The following is a 21223-nucleotide window of genomic DNA, read 5'->3' as shown; positions in this document are numbered from 1 at the left end:
ATTTTAGGGAGAAAGGGGTACACCAAATGACTCAGCAGACATTTTTGTATCAACCGAAAATATCGGAAGTACTTAAAAATATGAGGAAGGTCATGATCGGGAAGGAAGAAGCAGCGATGTTGAGCCTTGTCGCATTACTTGCGAAAGGGCACGTCCTTTTAGAGGATGTTCCGGGTGTCGGAAAGACGATGCTTGTGAAGACGCTCGCTAAATCTCTGGATTGTGACTTTAAACGCATCCAATTCACGCCAGACTTGCTTCCTTCTGATGTGACGGGTGTATCCATATATAATCCGAAAAGTATGGAATTCGAATTCAGACCTGGCCCGATTCTCGGCAATATTGTTCTAGCAGATGAGATCAACCGGACATCACCGAAGACGCAGTCCGCTCTTTTGGAAGGGATGGAAGAGACAAGTATAACGGTGGATGGGAATACAGTGCCCCTCAGTGATCCGTTCTTCGTCATGGCGACGCAAAACCCGATTGAGTATGAAGGGACTTACCCATTGCCTGAAGCGCAGCTCGACCGTTTTCTTATAAAAATGAAGATGGGGTATCCGACAGCCAAGCAGGAAATGGAGATGCTTTCAAGAACTTCGCATGGCCACCCGATCGATGAGATTTCCGCTGTGCTGACAAGGGAAGAGCTCGTTGGTTTACAAAAAGAAGTGTTGGAGGTTTATGTCGATCGAACGGTCAACCGTTATATCATCGACCTTGTAACAGGAACGCGGACTCATGATGGCGTTTACCTTGGGGTGAGCCCGCGTGGATCGATGGCATTGATGAAAGCGGCTAAGGCCTATGCGTTCATTCACGACCGTGACTATGTCGTTCCTGATGATGTGCAATTCATGGCTCCTTATGTCCTTTCCCACCGGATGATTCTTACATCGGAAGCAAGGTTTGAAGGACAGACGGCTGAGTCGATCATTGACAGCCTGCTCTCCTCCACGTCCATTCCAGTGAAGAGGAACATTAGTGAATGAGGCGGAAACTTGGAATCATCGCTAGAAGTCTTGTCGTAGCGATCCTCTTCGTCATCCTCTTTTCCTATGCCATGTTCCAGGGTGGTTTTGTCAGCTGGTTTCTTTTTTATGCATTTCTTCCGTTTCTTCTATATATGGCGGCCGTCCTCATTTATCCGGTCCATAATTGGAAAATCGAACGGAATCTTTCTAAACGGATGGCGATGGGAAGTGAAACCATCGGTGTCGAAGTGAATTTGAAGAGGAAAGTTCCTTTTCCCATCTATTATTGTATTATCGAAGAACACTTACCGGAATCTCTGAAGAAAGTGGACGAGCACCTGGACAAATACAAGGATATGGCTAAAACAGATCAATTTTATGAATCTCGTAAAGTGAAAAAGGTTGTTTTTCCATGGTTCAGTAAGACGATTACTTACCGGTACCAACTTGATAAAGTCCCCCGAGGTGACCATAAATTGAAAGCACTCCGAATCAAGACTGGTGATTTCTTCGGTTTTGTAAAAAAAGAGCACATCTATCATCACGAAAGTAAATTGTTGGTTTTTCCTTATATCAGACCTGTGAAAATGAAAGACCGGGTGTACAGCTTTGAACAGGGGGCGAGTCCATCCTTCAAGCTGAATGAAAAGAACACGAATATGGTAACAGGTGTCCGTGAATACATGCCTGGCGACCGCTTTGCCTGGGTGGACTGGAAAACGACCGCGAAGAAGAATGAGATGATGACGAAAGAATTTGAACAGGAAAAAAGTGTCGACATGATGCTCATCCTGAATGGCGTCTATCATCCGGAGATGAGTGAATTGAGTTTTGAAGGAGCGGTGGAGTTTACGGCTTCTTTGATGAAGGAGTTCCATAAAACATCTTCTCCGCTATCCTTTATGTCCCTCGGTGACGGACGTCAATACTTTCCTTTTCATCAGGACCACGCTCACCAGCAGCAAATGCAGGGACATTTAGCAAGAATCCGTCCTGTCGGGCGCATTCCATTTGCACAACAGCTGGAACGTGAAAAGTCGTTGATTCCAAGTGGTGTGATGCTCATGATCGTGAGTCATCATTTGGATAAGGATATCCAGGTGGCCATTAGTAAACTGGCAAAAAGAAGCAAACGTGTCGTCTTTTTCTATGTGCGTCCTCATGGACAAATGTCGTTCCGGGATCATCAAGCAGTGAAGCAGATGAAAACTCAGGGCGTCGTTGTCAACGTATTGAATGAGGAACAGCTGACGCAACAACAATTTGAGGTGAACACATGATGGAAGAGCGACAATCGTTCATCTATAAACTGATACTCTACATTACTGGTTTTCTATTATTCTGTGAATGGATGCGGCCAATGGAGCAGATCTCTGAAACAAATGATGTGCGAGTATTCTTCATCTACGCGACGTTCTGCTTTTTTGTCTCCTTCTTACAAGTGCCGTGGTATCTATCCATCCCTTTGAAAGGGCTTGGACTTGCGTTCATCATGGATGGACTCTATATCGCAGAACGGATTTTTTCACGTGACTGGTTTTCGGTTTTATATGAGCAGGTTCTATTCAACATCCAGATGATCCAGTCGCAGGAATGGTGGCAGATGACGCCGCTCTTCCGAAGTTTATTGTTTTTGATTCTTCTATGGCTGATGAGCTATCTGCTTTATTATTGGTTCGTCGTAGCCCGCCGGATGTTCTTTTTTGTCGTATTGACACTCATTTACGTCACAGTCGTTGATACATTTACGATTTTTGATGGCAAATGGGCGATTGTTAGAACGTTTATCCTGGGTATGGTTGCCCTCGGCTTATCGAGTTTTGCAAAAGTCATGGATCAAGAATCGATTTCCTTTAAAGGGTTGCAGAAAGCGCAAGTATGGGCTCTCCCACTTCTTGCCATCATTCTGTTTTCCTCTGCAGCTGCTTACGCTTCACCGAAACTTGATCCGCAGTGGCCGGACCCTGTCCCTTATATCGAAAGTGCAGCAGGCGGAGCTGGACCGGGAGGAAGTGGCAGCGGCACCGTTCAAAAAGTCGGGTATGGAGAAGACGACAGCCGGCTGGGCGGCTCTTTCATTCAAGATGATACCCCTGTGTTCCGTGCGACCGCTGATGGAGAGCGTTATTGGCGGATCGAGTCGAAAGATACGTACACCGGAAAAGGGTGGGAAGATACGCTGGAAGAGCCAGTGACCACTATGGACCCGCAAAATATCACCTATGACTTGTTTACGGACAATGTAGAAGTGGAAGAGCAGACGGTCATGATTGAAATGTCACGACAGGCTTCTTTCCAAAAGTTGGTCTATCCCTATGGTCTCTCTTCCCTCGTCAGGTTCCCGAATGACTATGAACTTCGTGTCCACGAGAACACAGGGGAGATGGATACCGTGAAAGGAGATTCGCCAGCGAAGGTGAATGAGTTCATCGCCAATTATGAGTATCCTTCCTTTGCATACAACCAATTACGTGAAGCGGGAGATAACGACCCTCAAGAAATCCGTGATCAGTACCTTCAACTTCCGGATGGTTTGCCGAACCGTGTGCGAAACCTGGCTGGTCAAATTGTAGAGGCCGAAGACAATCGATATGATCGTGCCAAAGCGATCGAGTCTTACTTTTCTTCCAATGGCTTTGAATACTCGACGACTGACGTTCCGGTGCCGGACGAAAATGAAGACTATGTCGATCAGTTCTTATTCGAGTCCCAGCTCGGTTATTGTGATAACTTTTCTACATCCATGGTCGTCATGCTCCGTTCTGAAGGAATTCCAGCCCGCTGGGTAAAAGGGTTCACCGGAGGAGAGCGTATAGACACACGGGATACTGAGCTTAGTGATGATTTGCAGAATGTATATCAAGTCACAAGCGGGAACGCCCACTCCTGGGTTGAGGTTTATTTCCCTGAGATCGGCTGGGTGCCTTTCGAGCCGACGAAAGGATTCACAAACAACACAGATTTTTATACAGACGTGGATACAGAAGAAGGGGAAGATCCAGCAGCGGCCCCGGACAGTGGAACACCGGAAGATCAAATGGGGAATCCGCAGCAAATGGAAGAAGAGGAAAGTTCTGATGCTGCAGGAGCGGCAGGCTCATCCAATCAAAGTTACACATGGTTATGGGTGCTGTTAAGCGCAATTCTTGTGGCAGCGATCATTCTTTACTTTACCAGGTACCGTTGGATGACAGCGCTGCTCATTCGTAAGTACCGGAAGAACAAAGATGAAGAAACGTACGAAAAAGCCTATCATTACTTATTGAAAGTGCTTGATCATAAAGGATTCAAGCGTAAGCCTGAACAAACGCTGCGGGAGTTTGCGATCTCGGTCGATCAGCATTACCAGTCGAATGACATGCGGCGGTTGACCAACCATTATGAACGTGTCATCTACAGGAATGAGGCTCAAAGTACACAGTGGCCTAAAGTCACTGAATTATGGGAAAATTTAATTAAAAAGACATTGTCTTGATTCCTTTTCATGCGGTTGATAGAATGAATGAAAATTATCAGATGCATTCTTCCTTCGTATATCCTCGGGAATATGGCCCGAGAGTCTCTACCGGGGCACCGTAAACGCCCTGACTATGAAGGTGGGAATCACGTGACATGTATGTACATGGATGGATTTCTGCCTTCGTCGTCGTTGATTTGAGGCAGGGGATCCATCCATTTTTTTATGAAAATCAAAGTCTATAGATCAAGGAGTGGAACAAATGGAACAAGTACAAGGCATGATTCTCGTGCTGGACTTCGGGAGCCAGTATAACCAATTGATCACACGAAGAATCCGTGAATTCGGTGTGTATAGTGAGCTTCACTCTCACAAAATGAGCATCGAAGAGATTAAGGAAATGAACCCGAGTGGAATCATCCTATCCGGTGGACCGAACAGTGTCTATGGAGAGGACAGCTTCCGTTGTGACGAGCAGATTTTTGAACTTGGTATTCCAGTCCTTGGAATTTGCTATGGCATGCAATTGATGACCCATCATTTCGGTGGAAAAGTCGAACGTGCCAAAGAGCGTGAATATGGAAAAGCAGATATTAACGTGGCAAAAGAGCCGGTTATTTTTGCTAAAACACCGAGAGAACAAACGGTTTGGATGAGTCACAGTGATAAAGTCATCGAAGCTCCGGAAGGTTTCCAGGTGGATGCGACAAGCCCGTCCTGCCCGGTAGCCGCTATCAGTAACGATGAAGCGCGCATGTATGGGGTTCAGTTCCACCCGGAAGTCCGTCATTCTGAATATGGAAACGACATCCTCCGCAGTTTCGTTTTCGATGTTTGTGAGGCGACCGATGATTGGACGATGGAACATGTCGTCGAGATGGAAGTGGAGAAAATCCGTGAACAAGTCGGCGACCGCAAAGTATTGTGTGCCTTGAGTGGTGGCGTGGATTCTTCTGTCGTCGCTGCTTTGATCCACCGTGCCATTGGTGATCAGCTCACATGTATTTTTGTCGATCATGGATTGCTTCGTAAAAATGAAGCGGATGATGTTATGCGCACCCTTGGAGACGGCTTTAATATGAACATTCTTAAAATTGACGCCAAAGACCGTTTCATGAGCAAGCTTGCGGGTGTATCCGATCCTGAGAAGAAGCGTAAGATCATCGGCAATGAATTCATTTATGTCTTTGATGATGAAGCAGAAAAACTGAAGGAAATCGACTTCCTGGCACAAGGAACGTTGTACACCGATATTATCGAAAGTGGTACAGAGACAGCACAGACGATCAAGTCTCACCACAATGTTGGTGGCCTTCCTGAGGACATGCAATTCGAATTGATTGAGCCTCTTAACACTTTGTTCAAAGATGAAGTCCGTGCGCTTGGAACAGAGCTGGGTGTGCCTGAGCACATCGTCTGGCGCCAGCCATTCCCGGGACCGGGACTTGCCATCCGTGTGCTTGGTGAAGTGACCGAAGAGAAACTTGAAATCGTCCGCGAATCAGACTATGTCCTTCGTGATGAAATTAAAAAAGCAGGTCTTGACCGTGACATTTGGCAGTACTTCACCGTGCTTCCGGACATCCGTTCCGTTGGAGTCATGGGCGATGAGCGTACGTATGATTACACCATCGGGATCCGTGCCGTTACATCCATTGATGGAATGACATCAGACTGGGCGCGTATCCCATGGGACGTCCTTGAGAAAATCTCTACTCGAATCGTCAACGAAGTCGACCACATCAACCGCGTCGTGTACGATGTAACGAGTAAGCCACCTGCAACAATCGAGTGGGAATAATCGAACGTTAGGTTCATTTTTTATAATAATGTTCGGGTTTAGGGTTGACGAACGATGTCGAAGCTTGTAAGATAGAGACAAATGAATAAAGCAACGCCGTCGTATAATTTTGGGGATAAGGCCCATGAGTTTCTACCAGACTACCGTAAATCGGTCTGACTACGTTGGTGAATAGATGATAAGGGAGACCTCTATAGGTTGCACCTTTCGTCCGTTTCCTTCGTATAGATGTAGACACTCTTGGAGCTTCCAGGAGTGTCTTTTTTTTGGTACCTGGTTCGATAAAAAGAGAAAGCGGACCAGGTGGCGACCCAAGTGTCGTGTATAGGAAATTATTATTTCGTACTGGGCACGTATAGAGTGGCGGCGTGAGATAAATAGAGGGAAAAGGGGAGGAAATGGTTATGAGTAAGTTTTTTAAGTTTGAAAAGTTTGGGACGACGTATCGCAGAGAGTTTATGGCAGGTTTAACGACCTTCCTCGCGATGGCGTACATTTTGTTCGTCAACCCATCTACTCTTGCACTTGATGGAATTGAGCAGCTTCCGGAAGGTGTAACAAGGATTGATAAAGGAGCCGTATTCACAGCAACGGCGGTTGCAGCGGCTGTCGGTACACTGATTATGGGTTTGTTCGCGAAATATCCGATCGCTCTTGCTCCGGGCATGGGTTTGAACGCATTTTTCGCCTACACGGTCGTTTTAGGTTTCGGAATTCCTTGGGAAACAGCGCTCGCAGGCGTTTTGGCTTCAGGACTTATTTTTATTGTATTAACTGTAACAGGCCTGCGGACGATGATCATCGATGCGATTCCTGCAAACCTAAAGCTAGCGGTCGGTGCCGGAATCGGCTTGTTTATCGCCTTCATCGGTTTTCAGAACTCCGGGATTGTGCAGAACAGTGATGCGACACTCGTACAGCTCGGAGACTTGACGGCAGGGCCGACGTTGCTTTCGATCTTTGGAATCATTGTCAGTATCATGCTGATGGCGATGGGCTTGAAAGGCGGTATTTTTTACGGAATGGTCCTGACATCCATCGCAGGAATGGTGACAGGATTGATTGCTCCACCGTCTGGCTTTGGAGATATTGTGAGTACTGCTCCAAGTGTTGCGCCGACTTTCGGTGCCGCCTTCACACATTTCGGTGAAATTTTTACGATTGAGATGCTTGTCGTCATTTTAACTTTCTTATTCGTCGACTTTTTCGATACAGCTGGGACGCTTGTAGCTGTAGCGACGCAAGCTGGTTTTATGAAGGATAATAAATTGCCGCGTGCCAACCGTGCATTATTTGCCGATTCAGCAGCGACAGTCGTTGGTGCGGCCGTCGGTACTTCAACGACGACCTCTTACATTGAGTCCACCGCTGGTGTTGGAGCTGGAGGACGTACAGGGTTCACCTCTGTGGTCACCGCTGGATTCTTCATTTTGGCGCTTTTCTTCTCACCACTACTATCTGTGGTTACCGCGGAAGTGACGGCGCCAGCATTGATTATCGTTGGTGTGCTCATGGCTTCTACGTTGAAAAATATCGATTGGGATCAGTTTGAGATCGCTGTTCCTGCCTTCTTTACGATTGCTGCAATGCCGATGACCTACAGCATTGCGACGGGTATTGCCATCGGATTCATTTTCTATCCGATTACGATGCTGTTGAAGGGGCGCGGAAAAGAGATTCACCCGATTATGTACTTCCTGTTTGTTATTTTTGTGCTGTACTTTATCTTCCTGGCGTAAAGATACGGATAAAATAGCGAAACTGACTGATAAATGGGCTGAAGTCGCTGATAAACTGGTGTAACTGACCGATAAAGTGTCTAAAGCCACCGATAAGGTGGAGTTGCTAATATAATAGGAAAACTCGCTAATATATGCTGAAAGTTGCTAATATATTCGATGAACCTGCTATTAACAGCACCAAAGCTGCTAATATATCAGCGGAAGCTAGAGCGACCCGCCACGATCGGCAAAAAGAAACCGGCATGCCGCAATCGGCTGCCGGTTTTATTCATCCTCTAAATGGCGGATCGTAATCGGTCGCTGTTTTGTGGAATCGGATATATAGCGGTGAAGCTGAATCACAAGCAGTCCATGCTTATACGTCGCTTCCACTTTGTCATGCCTTACCGGAAAAGGAAGATCAATGCTTCTTTCAAACGAGCCGTCGGCGATCTCTGATTTGATCTGATGTCCCCCGCGGTTGTTGATTTCAATCTTTCCACTCAGAGTCAATGTTGAATGATCGACAAGGACGTCAACATTTTTCGGGTGGTTCATCCCGGGAATGTTAACGAAACAAAGCAGTTCATTGTCGTATTGATACAGGTTGATGGCCGGAACGGCGGGTTTCATCATGCCGTCGAAGTCTCCCCAGAAATCCTGCCCGAAGAAGCGGTCGAGGTTGGTTTTCCAATCTTTGAATTGATTCATATCATCGGCCTCCAAAAAATGTCATAGATTGCGTTATAAATCTGTTGTGCACGTCTCTTCTCATGGTTTATAGTGTATGCAAAGAACATCGACTAGGTGAATGTCACGTTTTTTGCCAAACACTAGTGTAGGAGGCTCTCTAATATGCTTGAAAACCCATTATTGCTGATCGGAATCATTTTAGCTGTCAACATTGTCTATGTTTCGTTTTTTACCCTCCGGATGATTTTTACACTGAAGGGACAGCGTTATTTTGCTGCGTTCATCAGCATGTTCGAAATCGTGACGTACATTTTCGGGCTGGGGCTCGTCCTCGACCGCCTGGATCAAATTGAAAACGTCATTGCTTATGCCGTCGGGTATGGTCTTGGTGTCATCGTTGGGATGAAGATTGAAGAGAAGCTCGCTCTCGGGTATATTACAGTTAATGTGATATCTTCAGACCCAGACATCGAATTCACCCGCAGACTTCGTGAAAAAGGATACGGGGTTACAAGCTGGTACGCGTATGGCATGGAAGGTGACCGTTTAGCGATGCAGATTCTGACGCCTCGGAAGTATGAGCTGTCGTTGTACGAAACGATCCGGGATATTGATCCAAAAGCTTTTATCGTGGCGTATGAACCGAAGCAGATCCATGGTGGATTCTGGGTGAAATCCGTAAAGAGAGGAAAAATTCGCGATGCCCAAAAAGAACAACAAGAAGCGCTTTGAAGTCGGGGAAAATGAAACGATCGGTCAATGTCTCGACCGCATGAAGAAAGAAGGTTACACTCCGATCCGTCGCGCGGAAGAACCTGTTTTCCGTGAAGAAACTCGTAATGGCGAAAAAGTGATGGAACCTGTAGGTAAAACGATTGTATTTCATGCTGTAAAGGGATAAAACCGAACGATCATTTGTTAGGTTTTTGTTAATGTTCGATATTTGCGTTGACATCTGCAAACAGGAATTGATATGATGAAGGCAGAATTGCATAGACGACCTCATATATGACGGGGATATGGCCCGTACGTCTCTACCTGGGAACCGTAAATTTCCGGACTATGAGGGGAGCTTAAGCTTTAACGCTTTCTCAGACCGGACACACGTGTGCCTGTTCGACTCCTCTCATTTTTTGAGGGGCGTCGAGCAGGCATTTTTAATGCTACGAAAGAAAAGAGGGATTCGATGGCAAGTGTAGGCATCATCATGGGCAGCATTTCAGATTGGGAAACGATGAAAGAAGCGTGCAGCGTTTTGGATGAGCTTTCGATCGATTATGAAAAAGAAATCATCTCGGCACATCGTACACCGGAAGATATGTTCACATACGCAGATACAGCCCGGGAAAAAGGGTTGAAAGTGATTATTGCAGGAGCAGGGGGTGCGGCTCACTTACCAGGAATGGTCGCATCCAAAACGACACTGCCGGTTATCGGAGTTCCGGTAGAATCGAAAGCTTTGCAAGGACTGGATTCACTCTTATCCATTGTTCAGATGCCTGGGGGCGTTCCCGTTGCAACCGTTGCAATCGGGAAAGCAGGAGCGAAGAATGCTGGACTTCTGGCAGCTGAAATGATTGGAGCTTTCGATCAGAAAGTAGCAGCAAAACTATCAGACTATCGCCGTCAGATGGTAGATAAAGTGGACGGAATGAGGAGGGATCTCGTGAAAGCTGACGTGATTCGACCAGGAAGAACGATTGGAATTCTAGGAGGCGGACAGCTCGGCCGGATGATGGCTGTCGCAGCGAGACATATGGGCTATCGAATCGCCGTGCTTGATCCTGCAGAAAACTGTCCTTGTGCCTCGATTGCCGAGGAACACATCGTCGCTGCATACGATGACTTGGAAGCAGCGGAGCGATTGAGTACGGTCAGTGACGTGATCACCTATGAATTTGAAAACGTCGACCTTGATGTCGCCCGGCTTTTTGAAGAAAAAGGGAAGCTGCCGCAAGGAGCATTCGCGCTTGAGGTGACCCAGAACAGAGCGAAAGAAAAGGAAGTCGCGGTCGATGCTGGACTGTCGGTTCCTGAGTATCGCATCGTAAACACTTTTGAAGAGGTGGGACCCGCGCTGGAGGTCACAGGCTACCCTGCTGTCATCAAGACGGTCAGCGGCGGCTATGATGGCAAGGGACAGCAGAAAATCGAAGATGAAACGCATCTCGAAGAGGTCCGCTCTTTTATGAAAGAAGGCGGCACCTATATCGTAGAGCAGTGGCTTGAATTCGACCTTGAAATTTCTCAAGTGTTCACAAGAGGAATGGATGGACGTATCATCCCGTTCCCGATTGCGGAAAATATCCATAAGAACCACATTTTGCATGAATCAAGAGTTCCAGCAACTGTTCCTGGTCATGTGGAAGAGCGCGCGCGTGAAGCGGTTGAAGTTTTAGCTGAACGAATCGGAGTGGTCGGTACATTCGCTGTGGAGATGTTCGTGAAAGGTGATGATATTTTCATCAACGAAATGGCTCCACGACCTCACAACTCCGGCCACTATACGATTGAAGCGTGCAGCGTATCGCAATTCGAACAGCACATCCGTGCGATCTGCGGTCTCCCACTGTTACCTGTTCATTCGTTCGGCGCAGCGGTGATGGTGAACGTGCTCGGCAAACACCGGGGCATTTTGCTGGATCGTCTGGAATATTACCACGGCTTTCATTTTCATGACTATGGAAAGAAAGAAGCCCGTCAGACCCGAAAAATGGGGCACATCACCTTTGTTGGTGACAACTTAGAAGAAATCGACAAACGCATCACAGAAAATCAGATCCATTTATGGTAGGAGGAAGACAATGATCGAACGTTATACACGCCCGGAAATGGGTGCAATTTGGACAGAAGAAAATAGATACCAGGCCTGGCTTGAGGTCGAACTTTTAGCGTGTGAAGCCTGGAGTGAACTTGGGGTCATCCCGAAAGAAGACGTGAAGAAGCTGCGCGAGGGTGCTTCCTTCTCCATCGACCGTATTCACGAAATTGAAGCAGAAACCCGTCACGACGTGGTAGCCTTCACTCGTGCCGTTTCTGAAACGGTCGGAGAAGAACGCAAGTGGGTGCACTACGGGCTGACTTCGACAGACGTTGTGGACACGGCCCTCTCCTATCAATTGAAGCAGGCGAATGAAATCATCCGCAAAGACCTCGTCAACTTCATCGAAATCCTTGGTGAAAAGGCAAAGGAACACAAACACACGGTCATGATGGGGCGCACCCATGGCGTTCATGCTGAGCCGACGACGTTTGGACTGAAGCTTGCTCTATACTATGAAGAAATGAAACGTAATTTAGAGCGTTTGGACCTTGCGATGGACCACATTCAGTTCGGTAAGCTTTCTGGAGCGGTCGGAACATATGCGAACATCGATCCTTTTGTTGAAGAATATGTGTGTGAAAAGCTTGGCCTGAAGCCGGCCCCAGTTTCAACACAGACTTTGCAGCGTGATCGTCATGCTCATTATGTTTCCACACTTGCTTTGGTTGCTACTTCCATTGAAAAAATTGCGGTGGAAATCCGTGGGCTGCAAAAAACGGAAACGCGTGAAGTTGAGGAATTTTTCGCTAAAGGGCAAAAAGGATCCTCAGCGATGCCACACAAACGCAATCCGATCGGTTCTGAAAATATGACCGGAATGGCACGCGTGCTGCGCGGTAATATGCTGACGGCCTTTGAAAATGTACCGCTTTGGCATGAACGTGACATCTCTCACTCTTCCGCAGAGCGCATTATCCTGCCTGATGCAACGATCGCTTTGAATTATATGTTGAACCGTTTTGGCAACATCGTGAAGAACTTGACGGTCTTCCCTGAACGGATGCAGGAAAATATGGAGAAAACATACGGACTCATCTTCTCCCAGCGTGTATTGCTGACGCTCATCGATGAAGGTCTCGTGCGCGAAGAAGCGTATGACCTCGTCCAGCCGAAAGCTATGGAAGCCTGGGAGCGCGGCATTCCGTTCCGTGAGCTGATTGAAGCAGATGATAAGATCACATCCACCCTGTCCAAAGAACAGTTGGATGCATGCTTTGACTACAAGCACCACCTGAAACAAGTCGACCGCATCTTCGACCGCATCGGCCTGTAAAAAGCAGCCGAAAGATAACGGTGAGATTATGGAAAATACTGTATGACCTGGTACGCCAGAAACTGGTGTACCAGGTCATACAAAAAATCCCAATTCCTTAGCGAGGTGTTTTTGTATGAAGGGTTCTTTATTGTACGAAGGGAAGGCGAAACGGGTGTATCATACGACGGATGAGTCGGATCAGCTCGTTTTATCTTATAAAGATGACGCTACAGCATTTAATGGCAAGAAAAAAGATGAGTTCGCAGGCAAAGGACGCCTCAATAACTTGATTACCTCGAAAGTATTTCAATACTTACACCAGCACAACATTACGACCCACTTTATTAAAGCTCTGAACGATACCGAACAACTGGTCAGACGAACGAACATCATTCCCCTTGAAGTCGTCGTCCGCAACCAGGCGGCTGGCAGCATTACACGCCGGCTCGGGATCGAGGAAAAAACGAGCTTCACTCCACCGATCATTGAATTGTTTTACAAGAAAGACGAATTGAATGACCCGCTCATCAACGATGTCCATGCCTATCACCTGACGAACATCACGGAAGAAGAACTCACGTTTATTAAACAGCAGGCGTTAGACATCAATATAGAACTTCAAAAGCTTTTCCACTCAGCAGGATTGACGCTTGTCGACTTCAAATTGGAATTCGGCCGCCTCAATGACGGCACGATCGTCCTTTCTGATGAAATTTCCCCGGATACGTGCAGGCTCTGGGATCAGGAAACAGGCGAGAAAATGGATAAAGACGTCTTCCGGGAAAGTACCGGTGACTTGATCGATACGTACAAAAACATACTACATCGACTGGAGGAGAGCATATGCGCAAAGTAAAGATCCATATCACATTAAAAGAAGGTGTCCTTGATCCGCAGGGGAAAGCCGTCCACAATTCTCTGCAATCGTTGGAATACAACAATGTCCAGGACGTACGCGTTGGAAAATACATGGAAGTGATGGTTGAAGACAGTGACAACCTCGAAGCGGAAATCGACCGCATGTGTGACCAGCTTCTTGCCAACCCTGTCATCGAAAATTACAGCTACACGATTGAGGAGGCGGGTTAACGTGAAATTCGCTGTCATCGTTTTTCCAGGATCGAATTGTGACCGTGATATGTACTTTGCTGTGAAGGATCAGCTTGGAGCAGAAGCGGATCTTGTCTGGTATAAGGAAGCGAATCTAGCAAACTATGACGGGATTCTACTGCCGGGCGGCTTCTCTTATGGTGACTACCTGCGTTCAGGTGCCATTGCCTCGACGTCTGATGTCATCACACAAATCCGGGAAGCGGCTGAGGCAGGAAAACCAGTCCTTGGGGTTTGCAACGGATTCCAAATCCTTCTCGAAATGGGTCTTCTGCCAGGTGCGATGCTTCCGAATGAAAAGCTTAAATTCATGTGCCACTTTGAAACCTTGACGGTTGAAAATGCCGACACGATGTTCACTCGTCAATACAAGGAAAAGGAAAAAATCCAAATTCCGATCGCTCACGGAGACGGCAATTATTTTTGTGACGAAGAAACGCTTCAGAAGCTTCAAAACAACAAGCAGATTGTCTTTACGTATGACCAGAACCCGAACGGGTCCGTCGGAGATATTGCCGGTATTACGAATGAACAAGGAAATGTGCTCGGCATGATGCCACACCCGGAGCGGGCGGTCGAAGCGCTTCTTGGTCATGATGACGGTCTTCGTCTATTTGAATCGATTTTGACACACTGGAGGGAACACCATGCCATCAATGCTTGAGATCAGTCCAGAACAAATCGAAGAACAGCACATCTATAGAGAGATGGGGCTGAAGGATGACGAGTATGCTTCCATCCGCTCGATTCTAGGCCGCCGTCCGAATTACACGGAAACCGGTTTGTTTTCCGTCATGTGGTCGGAACATTGCAGCTACAAGAACTCCAAACCGCTTTTGAAAAAGTTTCCGACCGAAGGTGCACACGTGCTCCAAGGTCCCGGAGAAGGTGCAGGAATCATTGATATCGGTGATGATCAGGCCGTCGTTTTCAAAATTGAAAGCCACAACCACCCGTCTGCCGTTGAACCCTATCAAGGCGCAGCTACAGGCGTCGGCGGCATCCTGCGTGACGTCTTCTCGATGGGGGCCCGTCCGATTGCGCTTTTGAATTCACTCAGGTTCGGTTCATTGCAACAGCCGCGTGTGAAGTATCTTTTTGAAGAAGTCGTCCGTGGCATCGCCGGTTACGGCAACTGTGTCGGCGTGCCGACCGTCGGCGGTGAAGTCCAGTTTGATGATGCATACAACGGAAATCCACTCGTCAATGCGATGTGTGTCGGATTGATCGATCATAAGGATATTCAAAAAGGAATCGCTGCAGGCATTGGTAACACGGTCATGTATGTCGGAGCCAAAACCGGGCGTGACGGCATCCACGGTGCTACCTTCGCATCGGAAGAGTTGTCGGAAGAGTCCGAAGAAAAGCGCCCAAATGTACAAGTAGGGGATCCGTTCATGGAAAAACTGCTCATCGAAGCTTGTCTTGATGTCATCCAGCACGATGCTCTTGTCGGTATTCAAGATATGGGGGCAGCAGGTCTCACATCATCAGCCAGTGAAATGGCAAGTAAAGCAGGGACGGGGATGACGATGAATCTCGATCACATCCCGCAGCGTGAAGAAAATATGACAGCCTATGAAATGATGCTCTCGGAATCTCAGGAACGCATGCTTCTTGTCGTAGAAAAAGGACGCGAAGAAGAGATTGCGAAAGTATTCCGTAAGTATAACCTTGAAGCGGTAGCGGTCGGTGAAGTGACGGATACGAAACGCTTCCGTCTCGAGCATCACGGGGAAATGGTCGCTGATGTTCCTGTTGATTCTCTTGCTGAGGATGCGCCGGTCTATCATCAACCGTCCAGCGTGCCTGCTTATTATGAGGAGTTTCAAAGGATGGAAGGTTACATTCCGGAAATCACAGACTACCGGGAGACATTGGTGAATCTATTGAAACAGCCGACAATCGCCAGCAAAGAATGGGTGTACGATCAGTATGATTCTATGGTCCAGACGAATACCGTCGTTACACCAGGGTCCGATGCGGCTGTGCTTCGCGTACGCGGAACGAACAAGGCACTTGCGATGACGACCGACTGCAACTCCCGCTATCTCTATGTGGATCCTGAAGTCGGTGGGAAAATTGCAGTCGCTGAAGCGGCGAGAAACATCGTCTGCTCCGGTGGCCGCCCATTGGGTATTACAGACGGTCTCAACTTCGGGTCACCGGAAAATCCGGAAATCTTTTGGCAGATGGAAAAAAGCGTCGATGGCATGAGTGAGGCATGCCGTGATCTTGAAACGCCTGTCATCGGTGGGAATGTCAGCTTGTATAACGAATCATTCGGAGGTCAGGCGATTTACCCGACTCCAATCGTCGGTATGGTCGGCTTGATTGATGATGTCGCCCACATTACGCGTTCTCATGCTCAGAACGCCGGGGATTTGATTTATGTGATCGGAGAGACGCATGCAGAATTCGGTGGGAGTGAACTGCAGGGCTTGCTTGAAGGAAAGCATTTCGGAAAAGCTCCTTCCATCGATTTAAAGACAGAGTATAACCGTCAAAAGCAGCTGCTGACAGCGATCCGCGCAGGACATGTCGTCTCTGCTCATGACGTATCCGAAGGCGGCTTAGCGGTCGCCCTTGCAGAAAAGCTGTTTGAAAACGAGTTCGGTTGTGAAGTGACTCTCGATGGTGAACCGGTCACAGTGTTATTTGCAGAATCGCAGTCACGCTTTATCGTCACCGTCGCGCCGGAACAAAAGGGAGCGTTCGAACAGAGTGTCACAGACGCTCGTCTGATCGGAACCGTCACGGAAAACGGGGTGTACAGAATCAAGCAGGAAGGCGTCGTCCTGGAAGAAAAGACATCAGTGCTGAAAGAAGCGTGGAAAGGAGCGATCGGATGCTTGCTGAAATCAAAGGTTTAAATGAAGAATGCGGCATTTTTGGCGTCTGGGGTCATCAGGATTCGGCCCAGCTGACGTATTACGGTTTACATGCCCTCCAACACCGCGGTCAGGAGGGAGCTGGAATTGTCACAACGGACGGGGAACAGTTGAAACTTGCTAAAGGACACGGTCTGATCAATGAAGTTTTCTCTGAAAATCAACTCGAGGACTTGAGTGGCCATGCTTCGATCGGTCACGTGCGCTACGCTACGGCTGGGGATGGCGGCTATGAAAATATTCAGCCGCTGCTTTTCCGCTCCCAGACGGGCGGATTGGCCCTTGCTCATAATGGAAACCTCGTGAATGCCCAGGCACTGAAAAACCAGCTGGAGGCACAGGGAAGCATTTTGCAGACGACGTCGGATACCGAAGTTGTCGCCCACTTGATCAAACGAGCGCGCCATCTGCCTCTTGAGCAGGCGATCATGGAAGCTCTATCGATGATCAAAGGCGCGTATGCGTTTCTTGTCATGACGGAGGACCGCATGTTTGTTGCCAATGACCCGCGTGGATTGCGTCCGCTCAGTCTTGGCCATCTTGGTGAATCATGGGTCGTCTCTTCAGAAACGTGTGCTTTTGATGTAGTAGGGGCTGAGTATGACAGGGAAATCGACCCTGGTGAACTCTTGATCATATCGGATGAGGGCATAGAATCCAAACGGTTCTCTGCTCCCATTCAACGCACGCTCTGTTCCATGGAATATGTCTACTTTTCAAGACCTGACAGCAACCTTGATGGAAAGAATGTTCACGCCTCCCGCAAACGGATGGGCAAATCGCTGGCAGAAGAAGCTCCGATTGATGCGGACGTCGTAACAGGTGTGCCTGACTCAAGCATTTCTGCAGCCATCGGATATGCGGAAGCATCCGGCATTCCATATGAGCTTGGATTGATCAAAAACCGCTATGTCGGCCGTACCTTCATTCAACCGTCCCAGGAGCTCCGCGAACAAGGAGTAAAAATGAAGCTCTCTGCCGTTCGAGGGATCGTCGAGGGGAAGAAGGTCGTCATGGTCGATGATTCGATCGTGAGGGGAACGACGAGCCGCCGAATTGTGAAGATGCTGAAGGAAGCGGGAGCGAAGGAAGTCCATGTGCGAATAGCGTCTCCTCCTATTCAAAATCCTTGCTACTACGGCATTGATACCTCAAACAGCGGTGAGCTGATTGCTGCGAACAATTCCGTCGAGGAAATTGAAGAGCAGATCGGCGCGGACAGCCTTGCTTTTTTATCGGTCCAGGGCTTGAACGACAGCATTTATCAAGGAGAAGAGTCGTTGAAACACGGCGGTTGCATGGCGTGTTTTACAGGTAATTACCCGACAGAAATTTATCCGAACACGATGCATCCATATGAAAAAGCATAGGAGGGAAGCGAGATGAGTCAATCGTATAAACAGGCGGGAGTCGATGTTGAAGCTGGTTACGAAGCGGTCGAACGGATGAAAAAGCATGTCGCCCGCACCATGCGTCCGGAAGTGATGGGAGGGCTCGGCTCTTTCGCTGGATTGTTTGACCTCAGTGGCATGAGCTATGAACAGCCCGTCCTTGTGACAGGTACAGACGGAGTCGGAACGAAGCTGAAGCTCGCGTTTGAGATGGATCAGCATGATACAATCGGCGTAGATGTCGTCGCGATGTGTGTCAACGATATCGTCGCCCAGGGCGCAGATCCGCTTTTATTTTTGGATTACATTGCCTGTGGAAAAAATGACCCTGCCCGAATTGAACAGATCGTCAAAGGGATTTCGGATGGCTGTGAACAGTCCGGTGCTGCTTTAGTCGGTGGCGAAACAGCGGAAATGCCCGGCATGTATGAGGCGGATGAATATGACCTCGCCGGCTTTGTCGTCGGAATGGCTGATAAGGAGCAGATTATCACAGGGGATGAGATCAAAGAAGGAGACGTTTTAGTCGGTCTTCCTTCCACCGGTGTTCATTCGAACGGCTTCTCTCTTGTCAGGAAACTCATCGCAGACCTTGATCTCGCTACGGTACCTGCAGGCTGGGCCCGGACGCTTGGAGATGTCCTGCTGACACCGACGCGTATTTATGTTCCTGAGATTCAATCGCTGAAGAAAAACACCACCATCAAAGGTATCGCGCACATTACCGGAGGTGGTTTTTACGAAAACCTTCCACGAACACTGCCCGAAGGACTTGGGTGTGAAATCGACACCGACAGCTGGCAGGTGCCTGAGGTGTTCCGCTTTTTACAGGAAAAAGGGACAATCAGCGATGAGGAAATGTTCGGTGTGTTCAACATGGGTATCGGCATGGTCGTCGTGCTTGATCCTTCTGATGTGAACGCCGCTTTCGGTGCGTGTGACGATGCGGTTGTCATCGGGAAAGTGACCAACGAGGAAGGAGTGCAGGGGATATGACCAACATCGCTGTCTTCGCCTCCGGTACGGGTTCGAATTTCGATGCGATCGTCAGTAAAGTAGAATCCGGGGAGCTTGAAGCGAACATCGCCCTGCTCGTCTGTGACCGCATCGGTGCCCCTGTCATCGAAAAGGCACAGAAGTATGAAATCGATACCGTCGTTTACCGGGCGAAAAGTTTTGCTGATAAAGCCGCCTATGAGCAGGCCGTGCTCGATGACTGCCAGCAGCGGGGAATTGAATTCATCGTACTCGCCGGATATATGAGACTCATCGGACCGACGTTATTGAAGCCTTATGAGCGTCGCATCGTTAACATCCACCCGTCTCTGCTTCCTGCATTCCCTGGAAAAGATGCCATCGGTCAGGCTCTCGAGAAAAAGGTGAAAGTGACCGGCGTGACGGTCCATTATGTCGATGCCGGCATGGATACAGGACCAATCATCGCTCAGGAAGCCATCGATATCAAAGAGAACGACACAGCGGACGATGTGAAAGACAAAATCCAGGCGGTCGAACACCGTCTCTACCCACAAGTGATTCAATCATTATTCATCAAGGAGGAATCTCAATGAAGAAACGTGCCCTACTGAGCGTATCCAACAAACAAGGATTGGCTGATTTTGCAAAAAAACTACATGAACTCGACTTTGAACTTATTTCTACAGGTGGCACGAAACGAGCCATTGAGGAAGCAGGAGTCCCGGTGCAATCCATTTCCGATGTAACTGAATTCCCGGAAATCATGGACGGACGTGTGAAGACGCTTCATCCTTCGGTCCATGGTGGACTGCTTGCTAAGCGCTCCAATGAAGAACATAGGAAGCAGCTCGAGGAACTAAAGATTGAGACCATCGATCTTGTGGCCGTCAATTTGTATCCGTTCAAAGAAACAATCGCGAAGGAAGGCGTCACAGAAGCGGATGCGATTGAGAACATCGATATCGGCGGCCCGACGATGCTTCGCTCTGCTGCGAAGAGTTTTGAAGACGTCGCAGTCGTGGTGGACCCGGCCGATTACGATGAGGTCGTGGAAGGTCTTGAGAACGATGCCCTTTCTTATGAGTCCCGCCGTAAGCTTGCAGCCAAAGTGTTCCGTCACACCGCCAATTACGATGCAATGATCGCGGAATACTTTTCCGGTTTGACAGAAGAGCCATTTCCAGAGACGTATTCCGTCACTTATGAAAAAGTTCAATCCTTACGTTACGGAGAAAACCCGCACCAGAACGCTGCTTTTTATAAGAAAGCGAACTTCGGAGGCACGTCTCTCGCGGAAGCGGAACAGCTGAACGGAAAAGAACTTTCCTACAACAACATCCAGGATGCCAACGCGGCTCTTGAAGTTGTACTTGAGTTCAACCAGCCGGCAGCCGTCGCAGTCAAACACATGAACCCATGTGGCGTCGGAGTCGGTGAGAACTTGCATGACGCGTATGTAAAAGCGTACGAAGGCGATCCTGTGTCGATTTTCGGTGGAATCGTTGCCATGAACAGGGAAGTCGATGCCGATACGGCGGCGAAGTTGAAAGAGATTTTCCTTGAGATCATCATTGCGCCGTCCTTCAGTCAAGAAGCGCTTGATATCCTGACAACGAAGAAAAACTTGCGCCTGTTGAAAGTGGATATGAAGAAAGCGGATCGTCCGGCTCATAAGCTTGTGACCGTCAATGGCGGACTACTTGTCCAGGATGCCGATGAAGGTTCGCTTGAGGATGTGGAGCTTGAAGTGGCGACAGAGCGTAAGCCATCTGAACAGGAGCTTGAAGATTTGAAACTAGGTTGGAAAGTCGTAAAACATGTGAAGTCAAACGCAATCGTTGTTGCGAAAGGTGACCGTACGCTCGGTGTTGGTGCGGGACAGATGAACCGCGTCGGCGCAGCGAAAATCGCTTTTGAGCAGGCAGGTGAGAAAGCAGAAGGCAGCATCATGGCTTCCGATGCCTTTTTCCCAATGCCGGATACCGTTGAAGCTGCAGCGGAAGCAGGCGTGACCGCGATCATCCAGCCTGGTGGTTCCAAGCGTGATCAAGATTCCATTGATGCCTGCAACAAACATGGCATCGCGATGGTCTTTACAAAAATGCGTCACTTCAAACACTAATCGAAA

Annotated in this window: 18 protein-coding genes and 3 riboswitches; of the genes, 17 read left to right on the top strand and 1 reads right to left on the bottom strand. The window is 48.3% G+C overall.

Going from position 1 to position 21223, the window contains the following annotated elements; translation table 11 throughout:
- Positions 1-26 precede the first annotated feature (26 nt).
- The 5 genes from ACQ4XT_RS02135 to ACQ4XT_RS02115 all read left to right on the top strand — a co-directional run bounded on the left by ACQ4XT_RS02135 (position 27) and on the right by ACQ4XT_RS02115 (position 7971).
- Positions 27-992, top strand: a complete 966-nt coding sequence (locus ACQ4XT_RS02135; RefSeq protein ID WP_446852303.1) for an AAA family ATPase — start codon at positions 27-29, stop codon at positions 990-992.
- Complete coding sequence (locus ACQ4XT_RS02130) at positions 989-2254, top strand: DUF58 domain-containing protein (protein ID WP_446852302.1); 1266 nt, start codon at positions 989-991, stop codon at positions 2252-2254. The genes ACQ4XT_RS02135 and ACQ4XT_RS02130 overlap by 4 nt, the downstream gene beginning before the upstream one ends.
- Positions 2254-4449: a transglutaminase TgpA family protein gene (locus tag ACQ4XT_RS02125; RefSeq protein WP_446852301.1), complete on the top strand. Its 2196-nt coding sequence runs from the start codon at positions 2254-2256 to the stop codon at positions 4447-4449. Before ACQ4XT_RS02130 ends, ACQ4XT_RS02125 begins: the two co-directional genes overlap by 1 nt.
- 34 nt (positions 4450-4483) lie before the next feature.
- Positions 4484-4585, top strand: a riboswitch (purine riboswitch).
- 108 nt (positions 4586-4693) lie between these two features.
- Positions 4694-6232, top strand: a complete 1539-nt coding sequence (gene guaA / locus ACQ4XT_RS02120; protein WP_446852300.1) for a glutamine-hydrolyzing GMP synthase — start codon at positions 4694-4696, stop codon at positions 6230-6232.
- 79 nt (positions 6233-6311) lie between these two features.
- Positions 6312-6414, top strand: a riboswitch (purine riboswitch).
- 222 nt (positions 6415-6636) lie between these two features.
- A complete protein-coding gene (locus ACQ4XT_RS02115) occupies positions 6637-7971 on the top strand; it encodes an NCS2 family permease (RefSeq protein WP_446852299.1) in 1335 nt (444 codons plus the stop codon).
- A gap of 267 nt (positions 7972-8238) precedes the next feature.
- On the opposite strand, the gene ACQ4XT_RS02110 is transcribed toward ACQ4XT_RS02115, so the two are convergent.
- Positions 8239-8664, bottom strand: coding sequence for an Hsp20/alpha crystallin family protein (locus tag ACQ4XT_RS02110; protein ID WP_146815708.1), 426 nt, complete (start codon positions 8662-8664; stop codon positions 8239-8241).
- Positions 8665-8808: 144 nt separating this feature from the next.
- Between ACQ4XT_RS02110 and ACQ4XT_RS02105 the strand changes: the two genes are divergently transcribed.
- The 12 genes from ACQ4XT_RS02105 (at position 8809) to purH (ending at position 21217) form a co-directional block, all read left to right on the top strand.
- Positions 8809-9378 (top strand): DUF2179 domain-containing protein, encoded by a 570-nt coding sequence (locus ACQ4XT_RS02105; protein WP_146815706.1) that lies wholly within the window; start codon positions 8809-8811, stop codon positions 9376-9378.
- Entirely contained in the window at positions 9347-9547 is a 201-nt protein-coding gene (locus tag ACQ4XT_RS02100) for an NETI motif-containing protein (RefSeq protein ID WP_446852298.1), read from the top strand. The genes ACQ4XT_RS02105 and ACQ4XT_RS02100 overlap by 32 nt, the downstream gene beginning before the upstream one ends.
- Positions 9548-9628: 81 nt before the next feature.
- A riboswitch (purine riboswitch) is annotated at positions 9629-9729 on the top strand.
- A 103-nt stretch (positions 9730-9832) separates the two neighbouring features.
- Entirely contained in the window at positions 9833-11440 is a 1608-nt protein-coding gene (gene purK / locus ACQ4XT_RS02095; RefSeq protein WP_446852297.1) for a 5-(carboxyamino)imidazole ribonucleotide synthase, read from the top strand.
- A gap of 10 nt (positions 11441-11450) precedes the next feature.
- Positions 11451-12743 carry an adenylosuccinate lyase gene (purB, locus tag ACQ4XT_RS02090; protein ID WP_446852296.1) on the top strand — a complete coding sequence of 431 codons (1293 nt, stop codon included), beginning with the start codon at positions 11451-11453 and terminating at the stop codon, positions 12741-12743.
- A 115-nt stretch (positions 12744-12858) separates the two neighbouring features.
- Positions 12859-13581 carry a phosphoribosylaminoimidazolesuccinocarboxamide synthase gene (purC, locus tag ACQ4XT_RS02085; RefSeq protein WP_446852295.1) on the top strand — a complete coding sequence of 241 codons (723 nt, stop codon included), beginning with the start codon at positions 12859-12861 and terminating at the stop codon, positions 13579-13581.
- Positions 13569-13814 carry a phosphoribosylformylglycinamidine synthase subunit PurS gene (gene purS / locus ACQ4XT_RS02080; protein ID WP_089651512.1) on the top strand — a complete coding sequence of 82 codons (246 nt, stop codon included), beginning with the start codon at positions 13569-13571 and terminating at the stop codon, positions 13812-13814. The genes purC and purS overlap by 13 nt, the downstream gene beginning before the upstream one ends.
- Before the next feature lies 1 nt (position 13815).
- A complete protein-coding gene (gene purQ / locus ACQ4XT_RS02075; RefSeq protein ID WP_446852294.1) occupies positions 13816-14499 on the top strand; it encodes a phosphoribosylformylglycinamidine synthase subunit PurQ in 684 nt (227 codons plus the stop codon).
- Positions 14483-16708, top strand: coding sequence for a phosphoribosylformylglycinamidine synthase subunit PurL (purL, locus tag ACQ4XT_RS02070; protein ID WP_446852293.1), 2226 nt, complete (start codon positions 14483-14485; stop codon positions 16706-16708). The genes purQ and purL overlap by 17 nt, the downstream gene beginning before the upstream one ends.
- Entirely contained in the window at positions 16684-18096 is a 1413-nt protein-coding gene (purF, locus tag ACQ4XT_RS02065) for an amidophosphoribosyltransferase (RefSeq protein WP_220585861.1), read from the top strand. Before purL ends, purF begins: the two co-directional genes overlap by 25 nt.
- 12 nt (positions 18097-18108) lie before the next feature.
- The gene (purM, locus tag ACQ4XT_RS02060) at positions 18109-19113 is read left to right on the top strand and encodes a phosphoribosylformylglycinamidine cyclo-ligase (RefSeq protein ID WP_446852292.1); all 1005 of its coding nucleotides are present in this window, start codon (positions 18109-18111) and stop codon (positions 19111-19113) included.
- A complete protein-coding gene (purN, locus tag ACQ4XT_RS02055) occupies positions 19110-19688 on the top strand; it encodes a phosphoribosylglycinamide formyltransferase (RefSeq protein ID WP_446852291.1) in 579 nt (192 codons plus the stop codon). The genes purM and purN overlap by 4 nt, the downstream gene beginning before the upstream one ends.
- Positions 19685-21217 (top strand): bifunctional phosphoribosylaminoimidazolecarboxamide formyltransferase/IMP cyclohydrolase, encoded by a 1533-nt coding sequence (gene purH / locus ACQ4XT_RS02050; protein WP_446852290.1) that lies wholly within the window; start codon positions 19685-19687, stop codon positions 21215-21217. The genes purN and purH overlap by 4 nt, the downstream gene beginning before the upstream one ends.
- Positions 21218-21223 lie beyond the last annotated feature (6 nt).

This window comes from Halobacillus sp. 12SKB (genome assembly GCF_052941655.1).
The sequence above is the reverse complement of the archived record's forward strand: the minus strand, read 5'-3'. Positions and strand labels throughout refer to the sequence as shown.